General features: G+C 68.2%; 15 protein-coding genes. 9 read left to right on the top strand and 6 right to left on the bottom strand.

Features of this window, described 5'->3' with window-relative positions:
* Positions 1-96: 96 nt before the first annotated feature.
* The 4 genes from IDM45_RS16490 to IDM45_RS16475 all read right to left on the bottom strand — a co-directional run bounded on the left by IDM45_RS16490 (position 97) and on the right by IDM45_RS16475 (position 10,754).
* Positions 97-4,422 carry a beta strand repeat-containing protein gene (locus IDM45_RS16490; protein WP_209423796.1) on the bottom strand — a complete coding sequence of 1,442 codons (4,326 nt, stop codon included), beginning with the start codon at positions 4,420-4,422 and terminating at the stop codon, positions 97-99.
* A gap of 266 nt (positions 4,423-4,688) precedes the next feature.
* Entirely contained in the window at positions 4,689-6,227 is a 1,539-nt protein-coding gene (locus tag IDM45_RS16485; RefSeq protein WP_209423795.1) for a hypothetical protein, read from the bottom strand.
* A 1,047-nt stretch (positions 6,228-7,274) separates the two neighbouring features.
* The gene (locus IDM45_RS16480) at positions 7,275-9,323 is read right to left on the bottom strand and encodes a CHASE2 domain-containing protein (RefSeq protein WP_209423794.1); all 2,049 of its coding nucleotides are present in this window, start codon (positions 9,321-9,323) and stop codon (positions 7,275-7,277) included.
* Positions 9,324-10,754 (bottom strand): FecR family protein, encoded by a 1,431-nt coding sequence (locus IDM45_RS16475; protein WP_209423793.1) that lies wholly within the window; start codon positions 10,752-10,754, stop codon positions 9,324-9,326.
* A gap of 277 nt (positions 10,755-11,031) precedes the next feature.
* Here IDM45_RS16475 and IDM45_RS16470 point away from each other — a divergent pair, with 277 nt between their 5' ends.
* The 9 genes from IDM45_RS16470 (at position 11,032) to IDM45_RS16430 (ending at position 20,962) form a co-directional block, all read left to right on the top strand.
* The gene (locus IDM45_RS16470) at positions 11,032-11,727 is read left to right on the top strand and encodes a Crp/Fnr family transcriptional regulator (protein ID WP_209423792.1); all 696 of its coding nucleotides are present in this window, start codon (positions 11,032-11,034) and stop codon (positions 11,725-11,727) included.
* A gap of 422 nt (positions 11,728-12,149) precedes the next feature.
* Positions 12,150-12,953: an ABC transporter permease gene (locus IDM45_RS16465; RefSeq protein ID WP_209423791.1), complete on the top strand. Its 804-nt coding sequence runs from the start codon at positions 12,150-12,152 to the stop codon at positions 12,951-12,953.
* Positions 12,943-14,346: an ABC transporter ATP-binding protein gene (locus tag IDM45_RS16460; protein WP_209423790.1), complete on the top strand. Its 1,404-nt coding sequence runs from the start codon at positions 12,943-12,945 to the stop codon at positions 14,344-14,346. The genes IDM45_RS16465 and IDM45_RS16460 overlap by 11 nt, the downstream gene beginning before the upstream one ends.
* Positions 14,343-15,431, top strand: a complete 1,089-nt coding sequence (locus IDM45_RS16455) for a GNAT family N-acetyltransferase (RefSeq protein WP_209423789.1) — start codon at positions 14,343-14,345, stop codon at positions 15,429-15,431. Before IDM45_RS16460 ends, IDM45_RS16455 begins: the two co-directional genes overlap by 4 nt.
* Entirely contained in the window at positions 15,431-16,456 is a 1,026-nt protein-coding gene (locus IDM45_RS16450; protein ID WP_209423788.1) for a lysophospholipid acyltransferase family protein, read from the top strand. The genes IDM45_RS16455 and IDM45_RS16450 overlap by 1 nt, the downstream gene beginning before the upstream one ends.
* A gap of 2 nt (positions 16,457-16,458) precedes the next feature.
* Positions 16,459-17,217, top strand: a complete 759-nt coding sequence (locus tag IDM45_RS16445; RefSeq protein ID WP_209423787.1) for a glycosyltransferase family protein — start codon at positions 16,459-16,461, stop codon at positions 17,215-17,217.
* A gap of 177 nt (positions 17,218-17,394) precedes the next feature.
* Entirely contained in the window at positions 17,395-18,747 is a 1,353-nt protein-coding gene (locus IDM45_RS16440) for a class I SAM-dependent methyltransferase (protein WP_209423786.1), read from the top strand.
* Positions 18,748-18,985: 238 nt separating this feature from the next.
* Positions 18,986-20,167: a glycosyltransferase gene (locus IDM45_RS16435; RefSeq protein WP_209423785.1), complete on the top strand. Its 1,182-nt coding sequence runs from the start codon at positions 18,986-18,988 to the stop codon at positions 20,165-20,167.
* Between the two features lie 165 nt (positions 20,168-20,332).
* A complete protein-coding gene (locus IDM45_RS16430) occupies positions 20,333-20,962 on the top strand; it encodes a hypothetical protein (protein ID WP_209423784.1) in 630 nt (209 codons plus the stop codon).
* Between the two features lie 390 nt (positions 20,963-21,352).
* Here the strand turns inward: IDM45_RS16430 and IDM45_RS16425 are convergent, their stop codons facing one another.
* Complete coding sequence (locus IDM45_RS16425; protein ID WP_209423783.1) at positions 21,353-22,663, bottom strand: hypothetical protein; 1,311 nt, start codon at positions 22,661-22,663, stop codon at positions 21,353-21,355.
* Positions 22,664-22,809: 146 nt separating this feature from the next.
* Positions 22,810-24,048, bottom strand: coding sequence for a hypothetical protein (locus IDM45_RS16420; protein ID WP_209423782.1), 1,239 nt, complete (start codon positions 24,046-24,048; stop codon positions 22,810-22,812).
* Between the last annotated feature and the right edge of the window lie 73 nt (positions 24,049-24,121).

Below are 24,121 nucleotides of genomic sequence, written 5' to 3'. Positions count from 1 at the left end.
ATCCGGTTCAGGGATGCGGCCTTGGCAGGCTGCCAGCCGGTGGGGCCGTCAGGGCTGATGGTGTGCATCAGCCCCTGGGCCTTGGGCGCAAGCCGATCAGAAGTTGCCGAAGTTTTCTTCGGTCAGCTCGGCCTGGGTCACGCCGGTCAGCACGATGGTGAAGTTCTTGCCCTCGTTGGAGGTGATCACCAGGTCGTTGGCGGTCAGGGCACCGATGAAAGCGCCATTACCCTGAGCTGTATAGGCTGCAGCGTCGTACGTGGGGTCAGCCAAGAACGCGGTACCGGTCTGGATCTTCAGGTCGGCAAAGCCGTCCACGCCCAGCGCATCCAGGTTCAGGATCGACAGGTTGCCGGTGGTGGTGTCACCGCTGACCGCGTCGAAGGCCTGGAAGTCGTTGATCTGCCAGACGATGCCCTTGGCATAGGCGTCCTCGGTGAACGTGAACGAGGTGATGAACTGGGACACATCGTTGGCACTAGGCACACCGTTGGTCACCTCAGCCTGGACCGGAGCCACGTTTGCCGCATCTGCCGTGGCCGTGATCACCGCATTGGCAACATCGCCGTTGCTGCCGTTGGTCAGGCGCACATTACCAGCAGCACCGCTGATCGTGAAATTAGCAGGCTGGTTACCCAGCACCACGGTGTCGTTCAGGATGGCCTGGGCGATGTCAGCTTCCGCAATGGCCGCTGCCGTGTTGTTGGTGAACGTGTAGGTGTCGCCGTCGAACGTGATGGTCACCGATTCGCCACGCTGCAGATCGCCAAAGCCGACCCACGAGGTGATGGTCTGGACTTCAGGCGCGCCACCCGGATCAGGCAAACCGGCTGTGGTTTCATCAACCGTCACCAAAGCCGGAGCGTTGGCCAGGTTGGTGAACGCCGCAGCGGCATCGCCGGCTCCCGAGACTTCCACGTCATCCGTGGTCGTGAGCGTCAGCAGACCAGCGCCGTCCGAAGCAGCCGTGAACTCGGCAGGCAGATCGGCTGCAGCAGCGATGGCATCCACCAACTGAGCAGGGGTCATGTCAGCCGCGCCAGTGTTGGTGTAGGTGTAGCTGCCGCCAGCGTACGTCACCGTCACGCTGTCGCCGGGCTGCAGAGCGCCAGAAGCTGCGAAGTTCAGCGTCTGCTCTTCAGCCTTGCCAGCCACAACCAGCGCCGGGTTCAGCACATCCCAGGTCAGGTCATACTCGTTGACCACGATGGTGCTGTTCACGCCAGTGGTGCCAGCCCAACCGCCCTTGACGTCGCCATTGAAGCCAGAGAAGTCGATGTTGGTCAGCACGGTTTCGACCAGGCCCAGGTCGAGGGAGTCCACGCTGTGGTTAGCGCGGTTCTGATCCACGCCGCCGATCACGTTCAGCACCTTGGTTGCGACCTTGGTAGCGTCGTAGCCTGCATCACCGACTGCCTTGTCTTTGTTGTCAAGGAATTGCAGCGTCTGCTTGTTGGCCCAGCTGGCATCAGCACGGCCACCCAGATCCAGCGTGACTTCGCGGAAGTTCTGGATTTGCAGGTTGCGACCGCTGAAGTCGGTGTTGACAGCCGGATCAGTTGCGGCGTCCAGATCGCGGTACTCCACCGTGACCGAGCTGGAAGCGCCACCGCTGGCTGCGGCGAGCTTGAGGGTGTTGCCCTGCGTGCCCACCTTGTCGTCGTTGTTCACGCGCACCACTTCCGTGCTGCGCAGATCGATCAGGTTCAGGGTGCCGGTCTGGGCTTGCACGTCGTACAGGGTCACGCCCGAGACGTTGGTGGCGTCAAAGGTGCCCTGGCCGTTGAAGGTCACGGTCTCGAAGCCGCTGATGCTGGTGTCGTTGTCGGTCGTCACGCCGCCCAGAACGCGCAGCACGTCCTTGTCGCCAGCCGTGCCCTTGATGTTGACGAGCTTGTCGTCAGCGTTCAGGCTGGTCAGGATGGCACCGGTGATGCCGATGTCGGCCTTGCCGGTCAGCGCCGTGGCGTCGATCGACAGGCTGCTCTTCTCGGCGGCCTTGCCGGTCGAGTTGGCGGCAGAGGCGATGTTGCCAATCGTCAGGTCTTGCGTGCCGGTCAGGTCAAAGGTGTTGACCATGTTGCCGTTCAGCGTGTTGACGGTGTTGGTGGTGTTGCGCGCGCCGTTGGAGGCGATCTCCAGCGTGCGGATGGCGCTGGCGTCCTTGAAGCCATCAACGGCAACGGTGGCGTCATCTACTGTCAGGGTGGTGACCGTCAGCTTGCCATCCAGGCGCGCCGTGTTGTCCAGCGTGACCCTTTGCGAGGCGGCGTTGGAGCCAGCCAGGCGGACGGTATTGAAGGTCTGCGCATTGTTGGACTCGCCCGCGCCGCTGGTCTGGTTCTTGCCCGACACGGTCAGGCCAGCGCCATCAGCCAGGTCGAACACGGTGGTGGATTTGTTGGCTTCCGTGGCCACCACGACCTGCTCCAGGCCATTGACGTTGGTCACCTTGTGGTTGGTGTCGGCATTGGCCTCAACCTCATAGACCTGGAAGTTGTCGATGGACTTGAAGGTGTTGGCCTTGGTCGTGCCTTGGCTTTGCGACAGGGCCAGGGTGTTGGTGCCCGTGCCGCCATCGACAGAGACGTTACTCACGGTCTGAACGTTCAGGTTCAGGCGGTCGTTGCCGGCGCCCAGATCGACGTTCATCGCGAAGTCCTTGTCGGCCGAGATGCCGCCAGCGTCCACGATGGTGATGTTGTCAGCCTTGGCGCCGCCTTCGTAGGAGAACACCACTTCGCCAGTGGCACCCTTCAGGTAGCGATCCACGGCGTCAGCGGTCAACACCACACCGTAGTTCAGTGCGCCCTTGAAGCCCGAGGCCTCGACGGTTTGCACGTCGGTCAGGCCATTGAGCATACGGCCATCGACGTGGTTCTTGTCCAGAGTACCGATCTTCAGGTCGCCGTTGGCGCCCTTGCTGGTCAGGTTCAGGGTTTCCAGGTAACGCTCGCCCGTGCCATACACGCCCTTCGAGTCGATGCTGCTCACCCAGCTAGCGCGATCCACCGTGGTGTTGAGCGTCTGGAGGCCGCCTGCGCCCATGGAGCCGATGTCCACGGCACCGCTTTCGCCGGTGCGGCCAGCGTTGTCCAGCTCCAGGTTGCCGGTGACCACGCGGTCTTGCATGGCAGGCTCGCCCACCATCTGGAAGAAGACGATGGCGCCGTCAGCGGGCACTTCGTCGTTGATGAACTTCCAGCCGCCCTTTTCGAAGGCGCGGCCCTGGGTGTCCTTCAGCACGATGCTGTTGGTGCCTTCCATGCTGGCGGTCACGCCGGCCAGTGCGGGGTTGGCGGCCAGCAGTGCCTGGATTTCAGCCAGCAGCTCGGCATGGTCGGCAGCAGCGCCCAGCTCGTCGGATTGCAGCGTGTAGCTGGCACCGGCCAGCTTGAAGGTGATGCCGTTGACGGGCACGGTGGACAGGTTGCCGGGGTCGGCGCCGTTGTCCAGGGTGACGGTCAGGGCAGAGTCAGAGGCCGTGGGCGTGTTGCTCAGTTGGTCGGGGTCGAAATAGACGCGCAGATCCACATCGCGGTCGGGGTCGGTGTTGCGCACACCCAGCAGGGTGTCTTCGGGGCGGGTGCGAACGTCTTCGATCACCAGCGCGTCGCGGCTGTTGACCGTCCACCATTCCCTGACGCCGGCGTTCTTTTGTGCATCGATGTGGGATTCATGGGTAACAACACCGTCAGCGGCTTCCTGCACGCGCAGCTCGACCACCTGGATGTTTTCAGTCGTGGAGCTGATGGCGGTGCCACCCGTCAGAGCACCATCCAGGATGGGCTTGAGGTCGGCCACCAACTTGTTGCCAGTGCCAGTGCCACGGATGACGTCGCCGGTTTCCAGCGTGTTGGCGATGCCGCCGATGGCGGATGCCTGCACCACAGGGGCAGTGAAGGTGGTGCCAGCCGTGTCGCTGAACAGGTTGTCCGTGCCCAGGCTCAGTTCGGTGCGGCCAGGGGTAGGAACGTGCTCGCCTTCGTGCGGGAGGGTGTTGGCGGGGTTGCTGGAGTAGTTGTAGGCGGCGCCCACTTCCTTGTTCCAGGCCTTGGCGGCGTCGCGGAAGATTTCCTGCTCGCCGGTGGCGTTTTCCAGGGTGGCGATGAGCTTGGCAAAGCTCAACACCACAGCGCCGTACATGCCTGGGCCATAGGCTTCCAGGGCTTCGACGCCGGCTTCGACCAGGGCGTCGTTGGGCAGCAGGCCCATGTTGCCGAGCACTTGCTCGACCAGCTCCTGGGCGGGCACGTTGGCAAGGCCAGCGGCGAACTGGTTGGCAAACAGGATCTGGCTTTCTTCGGTAGTGCCGATCTGCTGCACCTGGTTGTTGAAAATGGCGTTGCTGGGCGATGCGTTGTAGAACGCACGGTTCAGCATGCTGACTGCGGCAGCGGCGCCAAATACTTGTTGAGGCATGAGGTCTTCCTTTGCAAAGAATGAAGAAATGACAAGTTGTACAAGCGGCGCGCTGACGCGTCATGCACCAGCCGGCCCTCTCTACAAGTTTGCTCAATGATTATTGCATGTGGCTTCGTACCAACGACTCATGCAACCCGGACACCGAGCCAACTTGGAGGCAAGTGTAGCGATGGCACCACTGCAAATCGCGTGATGCGCGTCACAGCTTGCTAGCGTTTGCGCTGCGGGTTGCCGCTGGTTACCAATCCGGCTTGCCGGCTGGCTCACCAGTTGGCGTTCAGGCCCAGGTACAGGCCGCTGCTGCGCAGGCTGAACAGGGGCAGGTTGGATTGCTGCAGCAGGGTTTCGGTGCCGGCCAGCCATTGCAGGCCGGGGCGCAGGCTGCCACGGTATTCGGCACGCAGGGCCAGGCGCGAGACGTGGCGGCGGGCGTTGTAGTCCAGCAACGCACTGTAGCCGGTGGCGTCGCGGGTGTGGTTGAGCTCGCCCTCCAGGCGCCAGGCGCTGGCGCCGTCCAGGGGCTGGCTGTACAGGGCGCGCAGGGAGTATTCGTCCTGGGCGCCGCCGGGGCGGTCGGCGTGCCGGGGGGTGTCGCGCCCGGCGCGCAGGGCGATGCGCCATTGCGGGTCGAGCGCCTGGCCCAGGCAGTGCCATTGGCCGGACAGGCCGGCGTAGCTGCCCGACAGCAGGGGGTTGCTGTGCAGGGCGCGGCTTTGCAGCTCCAGGCCGGTGCGCCATTGGCAGGTGCGCTCGGGCGCGGCGGGGGTCAGCCATTGCAGGCCGGCACCAGCGGCCAGGCTGCGGTAGCGGGTGCCGCCCCGGGTGTCGAGCACGGCGGCGCCAAGGTTGAGGTAGTGGCCGATGCCGGCGCTGCCGGGGGGGGCGTCCTGGCTGCGCTCGATGGCGGCTTCGGCCTGGGTGGAGCCGGCTTCGTGCAGGCTGGGGGTGGTGCGCTGCTGCAGGCCCAGGCTGTAGTCCCAGCGCGAGCCGTCGGCGCGCACGCGGGTGTGGTCGATGCGGGCGTCGGCGCGCAGGTAGGCGCCGGGGCGGGGGCGGTGGCTGTCGTCCAGGGGCAGCAGTACGTCGCCGCTGGGCAGGGTCAGCCACAGGCTGCCGATGCGCGGGGCGCCGAGCAGGTTGTTTTCAAAGCCCCAGCGCAGGCCGGCCTGGGCGCTGGTGCTGGCGTAGGCGCGCTGCGCGCCGCTGGCCCAGCGGGCGCGGGCCTGCATGAGGCTGGCGCGCTGCTCGGGCGGCAGGTCGCGCCGGGCCAGCAGGGCGGCGACGAGCTGCAGGGCCGACAGCGCGTCGCCGCTGCCGGCCAGGGCGATGGCGTAGTCCATCTGGGCGGCGGTGGCGTCGGGGTCGAACAAGATGGCGCGTTCGAGGTGTTCGGTGGCTTCGGCGTAGCGCTGTTCGGTGTTGAGCAGGCGGCCCAGGCGGGTCAGGTAGGCCGGGTCGTCCTGGCACTGGTGCAGGTGGGGCAGGAGCTGCTCGGGCGTGGCCTGGGCGGGCAGCGCGACGGGGCACGGGGTGGGCGGGCGGGCGATGGCTGCGGCGGGGGCGAGGGAGGCGGCGGCGAGGAGCAGCAGGACGCGCAGCGGGCGACCGGCCAGCGCGGCCAGACGGTTGCCGGCCTTGCTCCTTCCCCCCCTGGGGGAAGGCTGGGATGGGGGCCGGCTGGCGGTGGGCGCGATGGGCTGGCTGCTGCGGCTTTCGCTCCTTCCCCCCCTGGGGGAAGGCTGGGATGGGGGCCGGCTGGCGGTGGGCGCCGTGGCTGGGTGGTGGGCCGCGCTGGCCCCCACCCCAACCCTCCCCCAGAGGGGAGGGAGTAAGAGGCAGCCTTCCCCCAGAGAGGAAGGGAGTAAGAGGCAGCCTTCCCCCAGAGAGGAAGGGAGTAAGAGGCAGCCTTCCCCCAGAGGGGGAGGGAGTAAGAGGCAGCCTCCCCCCAAAGGGAACAGGAGAGTGCCCCCGCGCTGGCAGGGAGGGCGCAGGAAGCACAAGGCTGGCTGCTGCGGCTTTCGCTCCTTCCCCCCTGGGGGAAGGCTGGGATGGGGCCGGCTGGCGGTGGGCGCCGTGGCTGGGTGGTGGGCCGCGCTGGCCCCCACCCCAACCCTCCCCCAGAGGGGGAGGGAGTAAGAGGCAGCCTTCCCCCAGAGGGGGAGGGAGTAAGAGGCAGCCTCCCCCCAAAGGGAACAGGAGAGTGCCCCCGCGCTGGCAGGGAGGGCGCAGGAAGCACAAGGCTGGCTGCTGCGGCTTTCGCTCCTTCCCCCCTGGGGGAAGGCTGGGATGGGGGCCGGCTGGCGGTGGGCGCCGTGGCTGGGTGGTGGGCCGCGCTGGCCCCCACCCCAACCCTCCCCCAGAGGGGGAGGGAGTAAGAGGCAGCCTTCCCCAGAGAGGAAGGGAGTAAGAGGCAGCCTTCCCCCAGAGGGGGAGGGAGTAAGAGGCAGCCTCCCCCCAAAGGGAACAGGAGAGTGCCCCCGCGCTGGCAGGGAGGGCGCAGGAAGCACAAGGCTGGCTGCTGCGGCTTTCGCTCCTTCCCCCCTGGGGGAAGGCTGGGATGGGGCCGGCTGGCGGTGGGCGCCGTGGCTGGGTGGTGGGCCGCGCTGGCCCCACCCCAACCCTCCCCAGAGGGGGAGGGAGTGAGAGGCAGCCTTCCCCCAGAGGGGGAGGGAGTGAGAGGCAGCCTTCCCCCAGAGAGGAAGGGAGTAAGAGGCAGCCTTCCCCCAGAGAGGAAGGGAGTGAGAGGCAGCCTCCCCCAGAGGGGGAGGGAGCGAAAGAACACCCCCGCGCAAGCGGAAAATTCAAGCCAAATCGGCCGCAAACCCTTACCAGGCAAGCGGTACCAGCTATCAAAATGTGATTGAGACACCCGGCGCGTCAAGGGGATAGGCGTAGATGTGGTGCGGCACGCGCAGGCCGTCGAGCAAGAAGGTGCCCATCGATTGCAAGGGCGCGCCACCAACCTGCCCGGCCAGGCCTTCGCCCGCCAGGATGGGGTGCGCAAGATCGGCGGTCATCTCGACCAGCCGGGAGGCGATGGTAACCGTTCGTCCCATGACCATGTGCGTGCGCCGGCTGGCCAGGCCGAAGCTGCCAGCCATGGCCGGGCCAGTCTCGATGCCGATGCCCAGGCCCAGCGGCTCCAGCCCGGCAGGGGCTGGGTCGGGCAGCACGCGGCGGCTGGCGGCCAGCAGTTCGACGGCGGCGGCCAGCGCCTGGTGGGCGTGGTCGGCCGTGCGCGTGGGGTCGTCGCCCTGCTGCAGCTCGGCGTTCCAGGCGGCCAGCACGGCGTCGCCCTGGAAGGCTTCGATGACCCCGCCATGCGCCTGCACGATGCGCGTGGCCTCGGAGAAGAAGGCGTGCAACACGGCAGCAGACTCCTCGGGCGGGCGGGCTTCGCAGTAGGCGCTGAAGTTGCGGATGTCGGCAATCAGGATGCTGACCAGGCGGTTTTCTGCGGCAATGGCGTCGCTGGGCGCCTGCAGGGCCAGGGCGGCGGCCACGGGCGCGGGCAGGTAGCTGGCCAGGTGGGCGTAGATGCGGTCGCGGTCGAGGCGGCTGCGGGCGTGCGCCAACATGCCCATGAACAGCCCGGCCAGCAGCAGCACCAGCGCCGGCGCCAGCCAGCCGATCCACAGGCTGGCCTGCAGCAGCAGCACGGCGTGCACGATGAGCAACGCCAGCGCCAGCCCCAGCGCCACCACGGGTAATAGATAGACGGGCAGCGCCGCCGCGCCGCCGCGCCGGGCCTGGCCGGCCTGGCCGCGCGAGGCCGGCAGGGGCGCGCGGGCCAGCGCCGCCAGGATGAGCAGGCCCAGGCCGGCCAGCGCCATCTGCAGCGCCGGGGCATACAGCGGGGTGTAGGGCGTGCGCCCGTCGAGCAGCGCGGCGATCAGCTGGGCATGGACTTGCAGGCCGGATTCGGTGCCGCTGTAGGGCGTGGCAATGCTGTCGTTGAGGCCGAAGGCGCTGCTGCCGACCAGCGCCCAGGCGCCCTGCAGCAGTTGCGCCGGGATGCGCCCGGCCAGCACGTCGGCGGCGGACAGGCTGATGAACTGGTCGGGGTGCAGGCGCCAGGACACGCGCAGGTCACCGCGCTCGTCCAGCGGGATGCGGCCCAGGGAGCCGGCGCCGAGCAGCCACGGCGCTTCGTGCCAGTCGCCCCGGGTCAGGGTCAGGGCGCGCTCGTCGGCGCCGTGCAGCAGCGCGGCAATGGCCAGGGCCGGGTAGGCCTGGTTGTCGTGGCAGATGATGGCCGGCTGGTGGCGCACCACGCCGTCGCCATCGACGCGGGGCGTGATGTGGCCGACGGCGGCCTGCGGCGGTACCAGGGCGCCCTGGTTGGCCAGGTAGCCGCCGGCCTGCTCGAAGGGCGCCGGGCAGGTGTTCCAGTCCAGCGCGCCGGCCAGCTGGCCGACTGCCGGGCTGCCGCCTTGCTGCAGGGCGAAGATCTGCGACAGCACGGGGCGCAGGCGCTGGATGGGGGCGGCCAGGGCGGCGTCGTCGGGCTGGGGGCTGGTGAAGACGATGTCCAGGATTTGCTGGTCGGCGCCGGCCTGGGCGAGTTGTTCGAGCAGCCGCGCCTGCAGCGGTCGCGGCCAGGGCCAGGGGCCGATTTCGGCGAGGCTGCGCTCGTCGATGTCGATGACGATCAGCCGGCGCTCGTCACCCCGGCCTGCGCCCAGTGTCCAGGCCCAGTCGCCCACGCGCTCCTGCACGGCGCCCAGGGTGGGCGCGGCCAGCAGCGCCAGCGCCAGCCAGGCCAGCACGGCGGCCAGCGCGCCGGCCAGGGCCACGCCGTGGCGCTGCAGCAGCAGGGCCAGCGGCGAGGCCGGTGCAGGGCGGTGGGGGGGTGGGGCGGCTGCCGAGCTGGGGCTGGCCGCAGCGCCTGTCTCCAATCAGCGCCCCCACAGGGTGATGCCACGCAGGCTGCCGGCGGCGTGCTGCTTGTCGAAGGCGTAGGCGGCTTCGCGGGCGTCGGCAGACAGGGCGCCGTCGATGGCGGTGCCGCCCTGGCTGGCGCGCAGGATGCCGCTGGCGCTGATGCTGCCGCTGGCGCGCAGTTCGTCGCGCCCGATGCTGGGGCTGCTCAGGTCGAGCATGGTGGCGAAGGTGGCGCGGGAAAAATCCACGCTCAGGTTGCCGCCCTGCACGGCCACGGCCTCGATGGGCGCGCCGCCAGCGGGCTGCAGGTGGGCGGTGGCGCTGGCCAGGCGGAAGCTGGCCTGGCCCTGGGCGGGCAGCTGGATGCCGTCCGCCGGGGCGCGCGGACGCAGCACGGCGTAGGGGCCGCTGCCGGCGACGTGCTCAAGGCCGGCGACGACGGCCTGCTCGAAGCGCTGGGTGAAGCTGTCGCCGGGCAGTGCCGGGGTGGCGCCGGTGCGTGCGGCCACCAGTTGGCCAGCCTGGGGCGTGGGCTGCTCAGGGACGATGCCGGGCACGGGGCCGGGGGCGCTGCCGGTGCTGGTGCCGGTGCTGGCCCCGGGCAGCGCTGGCGAGTCGCTGGCGCTGGGCGCGGCGGCGACGACGACGGTGGCGCCGCGCGCGTCGTTGACCAGGTTTTTGTCGGCCCCGCCGGCCACGGTGGCGCCGGATTCGCTGCGCGCGCCGTCCAGGGCGACGGCCTTGTCGGTGCTGGCGCTGGCGATCTTGTCGGCGCTGGCGCTGGCCTCGCCGGCAGCGCTGCGGGCTGCTGCCGCCGAGGCCACGGCGGCCTGGTGGCGCGCCCATTGCTCGATGGCGGGCAGCACGGCGGCGGTCTGGCTGTGGCGATCCAGCGCCACGATCAGGCCCTTCATGTCCTCGCTGAGCAGGCGCTCGCTGCCGTTGAGGCAGGGGCCGACCGAGGCTGCGCAGCCGCCAGTGAGCGGGGCGACGGTGATGGCGCCGCTGTAGATGGAGGCGGAGGTGGTGTCGCCGGCGGCGCGCACGATGAAGTCCGTGCCCTTGACGCCGATGGCGGCCACGGGGGTGTTCAGGCGAAAGCGCTCGCGCGCGGCCTCGCCCCAGGTGCCGGTGATAGAGCGCGCCACGCCTTCGTCGAGGCGGAACTTGATGGCGCCGAGCTGGGGCTGGGCGCTGCTGTGGCTGTAGCTTTCGATCTGCAGCCGGCTGTCGGGGCGCACGCTCAGGCGTCCGCCATCGACGAAGCGCAGGTGGACGTGGCCGCCGGCGCGGGTTTCGATGCGGTCGCCCACGCGCACGGCGTCGCCGCGCGCCACGCTGCGCGACTGGCCGTTGGCGTCGCGCACGGTGGCCGCGCCGATGACCAGGGTGGCCTCGCCGATGATGGCGCCATCTGCGGGGGCATGGGCTGCACTGCACCGCACGCGCCTGCAGCCAGGACGGCGGCGATGCCGGTGCCGATGGAGTGGGATAGTTTTCGCATAACAGGGATTGTCGCGCAGCGCGTCGCCCCCCGGCTGTGCCTGGGGTCACACCGGGCGGGCGCAAGGCGCCCGGCAAACGGGCTGCGGCGGCCCGGGCGTGGTCACAATGGCGGTCTTTGCGCGCCGCGCCTGCAGGGGCTGCGGCAGCGCCGCCTGCCTGCCCTGTCCACACTCCCTGCCCGCTTGCCTGCCTTTTGCCTGTTTTCCTGTTGGTTCGATGCCCGTTTCGGTTCAGTTGCTCAACCAGTTCTCGCTGCTGCAGCCGCTGCCGCAGGAGTTGCTGGCACCGCTGTCGGCGCGCATGGTGCTGCGCTCGTTTGCGCGCCGGGCGATGGTGGCGTCCAAGGATGCGGCGGTGCAGGAGCTGGGTTTTTTAGTCGATGGGCGGCTGCAGGGGGTGGATTTCACGGTGGATGGGCGCAGCGTGGGGCTGTATTTCGTCGATCCGGGGGATTATTTCGGCGAGTTGTCGCTGGTCGATGGCAAGCCGCCGTCGGAGCATGTGGTGGCGGCGGTGAAGTCCACGGTGGCCTTTCTGGACGGCGCGGCGGCGCGCGAGCTGATCCTGACGCATCCGCCGTTGGCGCAGGCGGTGATGGCGCGCCTGGCCCAGCGCGTGCGCGCCGGGGCTGCGCAGCGCACGCTGCTGAGCCTGCCCAACCCGTTCCAGCGGCTGTGTGCGCTGCTTCTACAATTGCCGACCCGCACCAGCGGCGGCGTGACGGAGCTGGAGCAGGCACCCACGCACCAGGAGCTGGCCATCATGATCAACGCCAGCCGCGAGACGGTGACGCGGGCGTTCCAGGTGCTTTTCCTGCACAAGCTGCTGGTGCGCGAGGGCAACAATCTGCTGTTGATGCAGCCGCAGTTGCTGCGCGACATCGCCGAGGGCCGGGCCGAGGCGCCCAAATGAGGTTTTTTCTCTTGCCTGCCGTGTTTTCTGCTGGAGGGCTGCGCTCCTTGATGGGCGTGGCGCCCGAACTGCCCCCTCACCCCACCCTCTCCCCCCAGGGGGCGAGGGAGCGAAGACCCCAGCGAGCAGCGCGGGAGCGCTTTCTGGCTCCCTCCCCAGCAGCGCGGGAGCGCTTTCTGGCTCCCTCCCCCTCTGGGGGAGGGCTGGGGTGGGGGCCAGCGCGGCCCGCAACCCAGCCACGGCGCCCACCGCCAGCCGGCCCCCATCCCAACCTTCCCCCAGAGGGGGAAGGAGCAGGGCAGGCAGCGCCCTACTGCTCTTTTCTCGGCAGCGCAGCGCCCTCCCGCGCCCCGGCCCGGCCTCCCTCTCCCACGTGCGGGAGAGGGCTGGGGTGAGGGTGTGCCCACCATGAAAGTCTCCCCTTGACCTCCCTGCTGTCCTACCTCTGGCCCTGGCGCGAGCGCGGCCTGATTGCCCGGCTGGCGGCGCGTGAAGTTCACGCCCGCTACCGCCAGTCCTGGCTGGGCCTGGCCTGGCTGGTGCTGACCCCCCTGGCCATGCTGTCGATCTACACCCTGGTGTTTCGCCACGTCATGCGCGTGCGCTGGCATGGCGTGGATGAGGGCAACCTGGCCTTTGGCCTGCGCATCTACGCCGGCCTGGCCGTGTTCAGCTTCTTCGCCGAGTGCGTGAACCGCGCCCCGGGCCTGGTGCTGGAGCAGCCCAATCTGGTCAAGAAGGTGGTCTTTCCGCTGCAGATACTGCCCTGGGTCAGCGCGGCCAGCGCGGCGCTGGGGCTGGCGGTGTCGGGCGCGCTGCTGGTGGGGCTGGCAGTGCTGGCCAACGGCAGCCTGCCGCTCACCGCCCTGGCGCTGCCGCTGGTGTGGCTGCCGCTGCTGCCGCTGGTGCTGGGCCTGTCGTGGCTGCTGGCCGGGCTGGGCACCTATGTGCGCGATGTCGGGCAGGTGCTGACCATGGCGGTGAGCGCGCTGATGTTCCTGAGCCCGATCTTCTTTCCGGTCGAGGCGCTGCCGGCAGCGGTGCGCCCGTGGCTGCTGCTCAACCCGCTGGCCTGGGTCATGACCGGCACGCGCGATGTGCTGCTGGCCGGGCGCTGGCCGGACTGGGGCGCCTGGGCGCTGCTGATGGCCGCGTGCCTGCTGCTGGCGCTGGCCGGCGCGGCGTTTTTCCGCAAGGTGCGGGTGGGGTTTGCCGATGTCGTCTGAATCTACACATCACGACGGCCTGGCCATCGAGGCGCGCGGCCTGGGCAAGCGCTTTTCGCTGTTCGAGCGCCCCAGCGACCGGCTGCTGCAACTGCTGTGGGGCGGGCGGCGCCAGTTCGCGCGCGAGTTCTGGGCGCTGCAGGATGTGAGCTTCGACATCCGCCGCGGCGAGGTGGTGGGCCTGGTCGGGCGCAACGGCGCGGGCAAGTCCACGCTGCTGCAGCTGGTGTGCGGCACGCTGGCGCCGACCACCGGGCAGCTGGCGGTGCGCGGGCGCGTGGCGGCGCTGCTGGAGCTGGGCGCGGGCTTCAGCCCGGACTTCAGCGGGCGCGAGAACGTCTATATGAATGCCGCCCTGCTGGGCCTGCCGCGCGCGCAGATCGACGAGCGGCTGGACGACATCCTGGCCTTTGCCGACATCGGCAAGTTCATCGACCAGCCGGTCAAGACGTATTCCAGCGGCATGTTCGTGCGCCTGGCGTTTGCCGTGGCGACCAGCGTGGAGCCGGACATCCTGGTCATCGACGAGGCGCTGTCGGTGGGCGACGGGGCGTTCGCGCGCAAGTCGTTCGACCGCATCATGGCGCTCAAGGAGCGCGGGGCGACGATCCTGTTTTGCTCGCACGCCATGTACCACGTGCAGGCGCTGTGCTCGCGTGCGCTGTGGCTCGACGGCGGGCGCGTGCGCATGTGGGACGAGGCGGCGCGGGTCACGGCGCAGTACGAGACCTCGCTGGTCATGGACGAGCAGGTGGCGCAGATCGGCGGCGGCACGCGGCCCCGGGAGGATGCCTCTGCTGCTCTTGGCGCTTCTGAAAGCATAGCTGATACCGCAGGCCCAGCAACGGTTTCAGCCAGTTTTGATGCTCAAAACATCACCCCGGCAGGGCGCCGGGCGCCGGGTGGCACGGCGGTGCTGACCGGCATCGAGGCGCGCGCCGATGGCGTGGCCGGGCGCGAGTTGGCGATTCACTCGGGCCAGACCACGCTGGAGCTGCGCATCGCCTTTGCCAGCGACCCTGCCCTGCCCTGCCCGTCCGTGGGCATCGGCATTGCCCACGCCAGCGGCATCACGGTGGCCAGCGCCAGCAGCGCGGGCGACAAGGCCGAGCTGACGCGCGATGCCGACGGCAACGGCGTGGCCCTGCTGACGCTGCCCCGGCTGCCGCTGCTCAAGGGCGACTACACGGTGACGGTGATCCTGGTGTGCGAGCGCGGCCTGCACCCGTATGAAATCGTCGAGCGCGCCATCACCTTGCGCGTGGTGCAAAGCAGCCTGGAGCAGGGCCTGGTGACCTTGCCGCGCACCTGGCAGGCGCTGGCATCGCCAGGGCAGGTGGCTGCGGGCGCTGGCGTGGCTGTGGCGAGCGCCGGGGAGGCAGGCCAGGCATGAAGGCAGACACAACCGCCGAGATGGCCCACGCCGTGGAGGCCGCCCCCGCAGCGCCAGCGGCGCGCTGGCTGCCCGCCGAGCTGACGGCTGCCGACAGCGCCGATGTGCAGGCGCTGTTTGCCGAGGTCTTCGGCGCGCCCTTGCCGCCGGCGCTGTGGCACTGGAAGTATGGCGATGGCCGGGGCCGCGCCATGGGCACGCGCGCTGCGGGCGATGGCCGGCTGCTGGCGCACTATGGCGGCACGGCGCGCGTGCTGCAGGTGGCGGGGCAGCACCGCCTGCACAGCCTGCAGGCCGGCGATGTCATGGTGACCGAGAGCGCGCGCGGCATCCTGGCGCGGCGCACCGGGCCTTATGGCACGGCGGCGCTGGGTTTTCTGCAGCGCTATGTGGCGACCGAGGATGGCTTTGCCTGCAGCTTCGGCTTCCCGAACGACCGGGCGGCGCGCCTGAGTGAGGTGCTGGGCCTGTACGAGCGCACGGGCCGGGTGCTGCTGCTGCAGTGGCCGCGCCTGCCAGCCGAGGGCGCTGCCGAGGCTGGTCATCCCCATGCCGGGCGCTGGCATTGCGCGCCGCTGGATTGGGCCGATGGGCGCACGGCGCGCCGGCTCGATGCCCTGTGGCAGCGCCTGCGCTGCAGCGCCGAGGTGGCCGACTGCGTGCTGCCGCAGCGCGATGCGGCCTGGTGGCGGCACCGCTTCGGCAACCATCCGACGGTGGGCTACCGGTGCTTCTGGGTGCGCACGCGCTGGACGCGGCGGCTGCTGGGCGCGCTGGCGCTGCGCCCCAGTCCTGACGCCGGACAGGGCTGGGAGCTGCTGGACTGGCTGGCCCCGCTGGCCGATGCGCCGGCGGTGCTGATGGCGGCGCGCGGCTTGTGTGCGCGCCTGGGCCAGTGCGGCATGTCGGCCTGGGCCAGCGAGCCGCTGGCGCAGCGCCTGCTGGCCATGCCGGCGCTGGCCGACGCCAGCACGCAGACGGCCTGCGCCTTTGGCGTGAGCGTGCGCCGGCGCACCGAGCCGGTCGATCCGGGGGATCGGCGGCTGTGGTGGTGGCTGACGGGCGGGGATACGGATTTCCGGTGATGGCGCTGCCCGACCAGACCGGTGGCCGCGTGCCGCTGCTGCACCCGGCATCGCCCTTCAGCCGCTGGCTGCAGGGGCCGGAGTTCGACTGCTTCCTGCCCGCCCTGGGTCAGCTGCCGCAGCGGCTGGCCTACGCGCTGGCGCACGGGCGCGGACGCATCAATGCGCGTCACGACCGCGATTGGGTGTCGCTGGCCCATGCCCAGCCCCATGTGGCCGAGCAGACCCGCCGGGCGCTGGCCGAGCTGGTGCCTGCCGATCAGGTGGAAGGGGCGCTGCGCGAGCGCTACCGCACCCTGGCGCGCGAGGAGTTCGAAACCCGGCTGCTGGCCCGGCGCGGCCTGGCAGCGTTCGACGTGCAGTCCGATGCCGCGCTGGACGCGCTGGCGCAGCGCCCTGCCGGCTGCGGCCTGCTGCTGCTGACGGCGCATTTCGACAATTACCTGCTCGGCGTGGCGGCGCTGGCGGCGCGTGGCGAGCGGGTGCATCTGGCGGTGTCGGACGTGGTGAGCGACCCGCGCCTGCACCCGGCCATCCGCCGGCACTTCGAGCTGAAATACGCCGGGGCGCAGCAGCTGCTCAACGGCGGTCGCATCTGGCGCATCGAGCAGCACACGCGGCACTGCTACCGGGCGTTGAAGGCAGGCGAGGTGGTGGTCATGCTGACCGACGCGCCGGCCTTGTCGCCCGAGGCTGGCGTCTGGCTGCCCTGGCTGGGCCGGCGCCGCGCCGTGGCGCAGGGTGCGCTGCGCATGGCGGCAGGCACGGGCTGTGCGCTGGGCGGCGTCATCTGCCGGCACCTGGGCGGCAGGCGCCACGCGCTGGAGCTGTCACCGCTGCACCCGCCTGCTGCCGATGAGGCGGCGCTGGAGGCCGACCATGCCGTGGTGTTCGCCTTTCTGGAGCAGCACATCCGGCAGGCGCTGGGGCATTGGTGGGGGATGCACCTGCTGCCACACTATCCGCTGGCCCCTGCCGAGGCAGCCGCCGCAATGCCTGCCGGGACTGTTGTGGAGCATCGATAACCATGAGTAGCCTGTCGCCCGTGACGGCATCCGATCTGCTGTTCGTCAGCTGCGTGAGCAACTGGGACGTGGCGCGCCAGCGTCTGCTGGCTTCGCCCTGCCTGCAGCCGGGTGCATTGCCGCTGGTGCTGCACGCCAACGTGGCCAGCGCCGCCGAGGCCGTGAATGCCGTGCTGGACAGCGGCCCGCGTGCGCGCTGGCTGGTCTGGCTGCATCAGGATGTGCATCTGCCCGAGGGCTGGGAGGCGCTGTTCGTCCAGCGTCTGAACGAGGCCCTGCAGCGCTGGCCGCAGCTGGCGGTGGCCGGCGTCTATGGCCTGAGCGGGGCGCCGGGGCAGGAGGTGCGCGCCGGCCATGTGCTCGACCGGGGCCGGCTGCTGCGCGAGGCCGCCGCCCTGCCCCATCAGGTGGACAGCCTGGACGAGCTGCTGCTGGCGCTGCGGGTCGATGCCGGCCTGCGGCTGGATGCGGCGCTGGGCTTTGACTTCTATGGCACCGATCTGGTGCTGCAGGCGCAGCAGGCCGGCTGGGTGGCGGCGGCGCTGGACGCCTGCTGCGAGCACTGGTCGGGCACGCCGGCGCAGGGGCCGGTGGCGGATCGGCTGGTCGAGCGGATCGCGGCGAGCGCGGCGGTCTTCGAGCACAAATGGCGCCACCGCCTGCCGCTGGCCACGCCGTGCTTTGCCATCCGTCAGCCGGGCGACACGCTGGCCTTCATGGAATGGGCGCGCCGCCTGCCAGCCCTGCCGCCGGGGGCGTGAGGATGCGCCTGGGCATGGAGGCTGGACTTGTCAATTTTGATAGCTGCCCGCGCTTGACTGGCGTCCCGGCCTCGCCCCTTGGTGCTGGCGTCCTCCTCCTTCCCCCTCTGGGGGAAGGTTGGGATGGAGGCCGGCTGGCGGTGGGCGCGGCACTCGAACACAGATCATTGTGACGGCATGACTCCCCTCCCCACCCCCACAACCGAATTCGACTTCGTGCTCTGCGCCGGCCCCGAGCCGATCGCGCCCTCCGCCGAGTTCGCCGAAGGCCTGGCACGGCTGCACCAGCAGACTGGCCGACAGGCGCACTGGCTGTTCGCTGCGGCAGATACGCCGCCGCTGCCTCCCTGGCAAGCCCTGCGCCCCTTGCTGGAGCAACTGCTGCAGCGCGCCGACCAGTGCGGCGCCAGCGCGCAGGCCAGCGTGCTGCTGCTGGCCCATGCCCAGGTGCAACTGGTCGATGCGTCCATGCAGTGGCTGCGCGAGGCGGTGACGCTGCCGGCCCGGCTCCCCGGTCGCGACCAGGACAGCAGCACCGGCGCCGGCACAAGCAGCACCGGGCGCGGCAGCCCCCACGGCCTGTCCGACATCGCCCTGTGCTGGTCAGCCGCCCACCCGCCCCCCGGCCTGCCGCCGCACTACGCCACGCTGCGCGGCATGGAGCGCTATGTGCAACTGCTGCGCCAGGCCCTGCCCGCGCAGCCGCTGGCCCTGGCGCAGCCAACCCTGCCCGCCGGCGCGTTGGCCGCCGCCACCACAGTGCAGGCCGTGCGCCGCTGGCTGCAGGGCGAAGGCCTGTCCGGCGCCTGGCTGCCGGGCGGCTATGCGCATGATTTCTCCAACTACCACCAGGGCCACGAGGGCCGGCGCGACATGCTCGACTGGGTGCCGGCCACGGCGCGGCGGGTGCTGGACGTGGGCGGCGGCGAGGGGCATTTTCTGGCGCTGCTGCGTGCCGAGCGCGGCTGCGAGACGCATCTGAGCGAGTTCTCGCCCGCTGCCTGCGCGCTGGCTGCCGCGCGCGTCGATCACGCCTGGCCGGGGGATTTTCTGCAGCTCGCGCCCGCCAGCCTGCCCGAGGGCGGACGCGGGGCGTTCGACTGCATCACCTTCCTGGATTCGCTGGAGCACGCGCCCGAGCCTGGCCTGTGGCTGGACAAGGCCCATGCGCTGCTGGCGCCGGGAGGGTGCATCGTCGGCTCGGTGCCCAATGTCGGGCACTGGTCGGTCATCGCCGATCTGCTGGAGGGGCGCTGGGACTATTGCCCGGTGGGCATTCATTGCAATACGCATCTGCGGTTTTTCACGCAGCGCACGCTGACCGACCTGCTGGCGCGCCACGGTTTTGCCGTGCAGGCGCTGCAGGCCGTGCCGGTGCCGGCGCCCGAGCACTGGCGCGCCCACTGGCTGGCCACGCCGGGCCTGCAGACGCAGGGGGCGCAGCTCGATGCCTATGCGTTCGTCTTTCGGGCGGGCAAGGGGACGGGGCATTCCTCGCGTGCTTCCTCTCCCTTCGAGGGCGGGTCGTGATGGGGCAGATCGCCGACCGGGACGCTGCGCCCGAACTACCCCCTCACCCCCACCCTCTCCCCCAAGGGGGCGAGGGAGCAATAGTCCGCCCTGGCCTGGAGGGCGAGGGAACGATAGTCCGCCCTGGCCTGGAGGGCGGGGAGCAACACCACCAGCGCCGCTGGCCCATTCAACGCCGCCTGCCCTTCCCCGCTCCCTCTCCCGCGTGCGGGAGAGGGCTGGGGTGAGGGCGCTCGCCATGGACACCACATCCAAACTCCCCCCGCCCCCCACCCACCCCGTCTGCGCCATCGTCCTGGTCAACTGGTTCGGCGCCGAGGACATCGCCCAGGCCGCCCGCGCAGCGCAGCTTGATGCGCCGCAGGCGCGGATCATCGTCGTGGACAACAGCGCCAACGCCGCCGAGCACCAGCGCCTGCACGCCCTGCTCGGCCAGCACGCGCCCGGCACGCAGCTGCTGGACGCCGGCGCCAACCTGGGCTTTGGCCGGGCCTGCAACCTGGCTTTTGCCAGCACTGCTGCGCCCTTTGTCTTCTTCGTCAACCCCGACGTGCGCCTGCAGCGCGGCTGCACGGCGGCACTGGTGCAGGCGCTGCAGGCCGATGCCGGCCTGGCCGCCGTGGCGCCCCGGCAGTTTCTGGACAGCCGCTGCCAGTGGTACATGCCGCCGGCCTGGCTGCCGACCGCCGTGCGCGCCTGGGTACACGAGCACGCCCTGCGCGACGCCTGCGCCTGGCAGCGCCTGGGCCGCGCCGTGCGCGCCGAGAACCTGCGCCTGTGGACGGCGCGCGCGCCCGTGCCGCAGCGCGCCCTGTCGGGCGGGGCGCTGATGCTGCGCCGCAGCGCGCTGGCCCCGGGCGAGGAGCCGTTCGATGCGCGCTTCTTCATGTACTACGAGGACTCCGACCTGTCGCTGCGCCTGCGCCGCAGCGGCCAGCGCCTGGCCGTGGTGCCCGCCGCGCGCGCCATCCACGCATGGCGCAACCTGCCGCACAAGGATGGGCTGATGCGCGCGGGCGGGCAGGTGTATTTCGACAAGCACTGGCCAGCGGGAGCGGCCGGAACGCCAGGCCCGTGGCTGGCGCGCGCGTCTGCCCTGGCGGCCACGACGCCGGACTTCGATCCGCCCTTCACCGTCCATGCAGGCGCGCGCATCGACATACCGCCAGCGTGGCAAGGCGGCTGGCTGCTGGAGCTCAGCCCCAGCCCGCTGCTGCAGCCGTGCATCGGCCTGATCGCCGCTGGCGCGCAGGCGCTGGTGCCGCGCGAAGTGCTGCAGGCCTTCGGGCCGGCGCAGGTGCATGGCCGGCTGTCGGCGCTGGAGACCGGGCCGGGCGGGGCCGCCGTGCGCCTCGGCGCTGCCCAGCCGCTGCTGCTGCGCCAGGTGCCGGCGCAGGAGCAGGCACAGGTGCCGGGATAGCGCCATGCGCCAGCCAGGCCGGAGAATCGGAGCGAGGGCCGGGCACCAAAGGCGGCAAAGCTGCTCCAACCCCGGTCATCCACTCATTTTTCACGGTTCTTTCACTGTTTTATGGGTCAAATCGGCCTCAAACCCTTTACGAGCAAGCGCTGACAGCTATCAAATATGAAGCAATTATTCCTCTCCCTGACCACCTGCGCGGTCGCCACCGCCAGCATGGCAGCCAGCCCGGGCGCTGCTGCCCTGTCCACGCCGGCAACGCCGAGCGCCCTTCCCGCAGCCACTGCCCCTGTCATCCCTGCTGCCCCGGCGGCAGTCAACATGGCGCAGCTGGAGCACACCAACCCGTTCGACAGCCAGCGCCAGGTCTGGCCCGATCGCGTGCCGCCCCCACCCCCGCCGCCGCCACCCCCGCCGCCGACGCCGATCACCGAGCAGGATTTGCAGCTCTACGGCGTGGTCATCACCCCGACGGGCAGGCACGCCACGGTCAAGGTCGGCGGGCGCTTTGCCAGCCTGGCCGAGGGCGGGCGGCAGTTCGCCACCCTGCACGAGGGCCAAGCGCTGGGCGAATACACCGTGGCGCAGATCACGCCTACGCATCTGCTGCTGCAGGCTGCGGGGGGCAGCAGATGGTGCAGTTCACCAAGAAGGCGGATCGGACTGCATCGCCAGCCATCTCGTCACCGACCCCGCCGCCCGTCCAGGCTGCGACCGAAGCGACCATTAGCGCGCCAGGAAGCACAAATGGCGCAGTGGCGCCTCCCCCACACCCTTCTGGTGCTGAACCTATAGGAGGCGGGCGAGGTCACAGCCCCGATGTCAATTCAATTCCTCCAAGCACATCTCCATCATCTCCTGCGCAAACCGGTACTGGCAGAGCTGAGGTCAATCAAAACACTGTCCCGCCCCCTCCTGCAAGCAATCCCATAGCTGGCAGCTTGGCAGAAGCGTTGGCTGCCGCCCGCGCCCAGAGACTACAAAATAGCGCAGGAACCCCTCCTCCCCAACCACTTTTTACCAACCCCTTTACACAGAGGCAATGATCATCCAAGCTCAAATTGAAAGCAGCTGCCAATACTTAAATAATTTTTCCTAAGCCAGAAAAAAATAAGGGCGCATACAAAGCGCCCTTATTGCAAGAATCATTCAACCCCGGAAAAATTCAATCAAAACCCCCAGGCATCATTTAGTTGAATCCCAATAGTACTCGATCACCTGAAAATCTTTGTTTTCTTGCTGATATCCAAAGTGAATGGTGATACCGAATCCAGCAAAATCTGCTTTTTTGAAACCCAAGGGAACAATCAACTCCTGGCTATTTTGCACCAAAAACCTATCCTTGGCAAATACAACTGATACTGGAGAGGGAGTTGCCAATTGAGCCCACTGATAAAACCCTTCGGAGGCGGGTGTCAGATAAAACAACTCTTCGGGGCCAAAGAATGGATGTGCAGGGCGGACGGCGCCAACCCAATAGCTGACCTTCTTGTTTGGCCCAACGTCTGCAGTCTTGTGCTGGATAATGACTTTCAAAATCGCGTTGCCGTTGCTATCCGTAGACAACTCGACATCAGCAGGGCTAATGGTAGCCAAGTTGCTGGTGGCCGGAGCTTCAAGCCGGACGGTCGCGGTTTTCCCTCCACACTGCAAGATGACACTGGTATTCGCAGTTATCGCTCCTGGTTGCACCGTGAATTGAGCCGTTCTTCCATCAGAATTTTGCGTTGGACTCAACAAATCAGGCTTGCTGCTGGTACATGCCGGCAATGTGGCATTGGCGGGGCTGGGCACCACGTTGATGATATTGCTCTGACCAGGCTTCCAGCTCGTGACAGAGGGGGTGATGCCTGCAAGGGTTGTCGGGCTGCTGCTATCGCCTCCACCGGAGCTGCCGCTACAGGCATGAGTGGCTTGACTTGACGGATTGCCGCCAGCATCCCATGCGGCGTTGCTGAACCAATTTTGGTAGCATGTCCTGTCCACCTCGACAACGGTATCAAAGGACAAGAAGCGCTGTCCAGGAATGTCGAAGAAATTCATGTAGACGTAGCCACCCTCCGAGGCCGGCGTCCTATTGCCAGAGTCAGCATCCGACAATACCAGCACGCCGCTCTCCTCCGGGGCATAGACTTTGACTTCCTGACCTGCCCGCAGCTTTTCAAGGGTTTTACGGGAATCGAATAATCCAGAAGGATCAGGCACAACCTGTGCTGCCGAGGTTTCGGGAAGTGTGTTGAGCCGGGCTGCCACACGTCCAGGTTGATTCACTCTGTAAGTGATGATACTGGTTCTGAAACTGATTGTCCCCGGCGGCAGGAAGAGCTTCAATTTGGCTGCGGATAGTCCGGAGTGGCGTGTCCGCAGAGTGACCACGTTGCCCGAACCCGCCATCACATCCGGGTTGTACGCAGCTCTGAAATCGCTATAAGAATTTGTGCCGACCAGCCTGGTGTAATCATCAGTTGCGCCTTGCGCGTGGACGGCGGAAGCCATGAAGAAAATGGCAAAGGAAAGGCTCCACCTCTTCACAGTCCCTTGGGCGCCAACAAACATTTCGATACCCCTGTAACAATAATAATAAACACAAAATGCCACCAAGAAGACTTGGTGGCATTTTCTGTTAGGAAGGCAGTCAGCTATCAGTTAGCAGCGGGCCTGTAGGTCTTGGCCGCGTACTGCCAAGTGCCCTGCAGGCTACCACCGGTCATATCCCAGTGGATGTAGGTCGCCAGAGCAGGAACGCCTTGTTGGCCAAAATTGTTGTAGTTGGCGTTGCTACGCGTGTCCGAGACATCCGTAGCGATGGCAATGTTTGCCCAGCCCTTGTTGAAGCCCTTGGTGTAAACCACACCCGCATTGCTGTCGCCTTCGCCAGCGATGAATTGGACGATATTGAATTCGCGCGGCAGAGAGACAGTCTCGTTGGGCGTGCAAGGCGAGAACGAGCAACCGACGGTGCCAACCTTATGTTCTTCCTCATCGCGGATGTCATAGCCCACGGGAACCGCAGTACCGATATCACGCTCGCGGTCGTTGATCGCAGGGAAGAAAGCCGAATACTGCGAGTTCAGGCTCAGGTTGAACGTTTCTTTGGTCGGGAACGTGATCGTCGCAAAGCTCATGTTGCCAGCGCTCACGTTGTAAGGCACAGCAAAATCACGCGCCCACAGAGCATCTTCCACTTGCTGCTTCGATGCATCAGCGATGTTCGTCGCGAAGGCCGTCAGACCACCCACAGACAGGTAGGTACGGTTGTTGTAGTCAGCCAATGCGGTCATGCCGAGCGTCAGCTGGTTACCGTTCAAGGGGTTGGACATCGTCACGGAGCCGGTCAACACGTTGTCGGTGTCAGCATCCTCGATCGGAGTATTGGCCACGCAGGCAGCAGAGTAGGCCTTCAGAATGTCAGCCTTGTTGACAGTCCCGTCGGGCTGAACAGGCAGACCGCGCATCATGCGCGACTGGAACACGTTCACGTAGCCCATGGAAACGGGCATGGTGAATTGAGCTTGCTCAGGGTTAAAGCCCGAGACGCCCTGAGAGTCAGGACAGGCACCGGCATTGGCGACCGTGATGGAAGAGGCATCATCGCTCTTGACACCGACTGTGCCATTCGCGTTCTCAACCACGGAGCCAGTCCAGACATCGCCAGGGCTCAAGAAGATCAAGAAGTCCAGAACTTCGTCGCTGCGACCGGGAGCGTGGAAGACCACCTTGGCTACCGCAGAGTCAGTCACACTGGTGTTGATGACCTTGAGCTCAGACTGCCAGCCGTTCTTGACCATGAACATCGGGGCGATCAGCAGATCGCCCTTGCCGCCTTGGTTGACCTCAACCGCAGCAGCGGAGCCAGCCACGAGCATTGCGCCCAGTGCCACGGCCAGTGTTTTTTAACCATCACGTTATTCTCCTAACAGAATTTAAACGAAGTACCGACACAAGGTCCGATGC

Source organism: Melaminivora jejuensis, from assembly GCF_017811175.1.
Classification (GTDB): Bacteria; Pseudomonadota; Gammaproteobacteria; order Burkholderiales; family Burkholderiaceae_C; genus Melaminivora; species Melaminivora jejuensis.
Note: the sequence above shows the minus strand (reverse complement) of the source record. Positions and strands in the feature narration are given on the sequence as shown.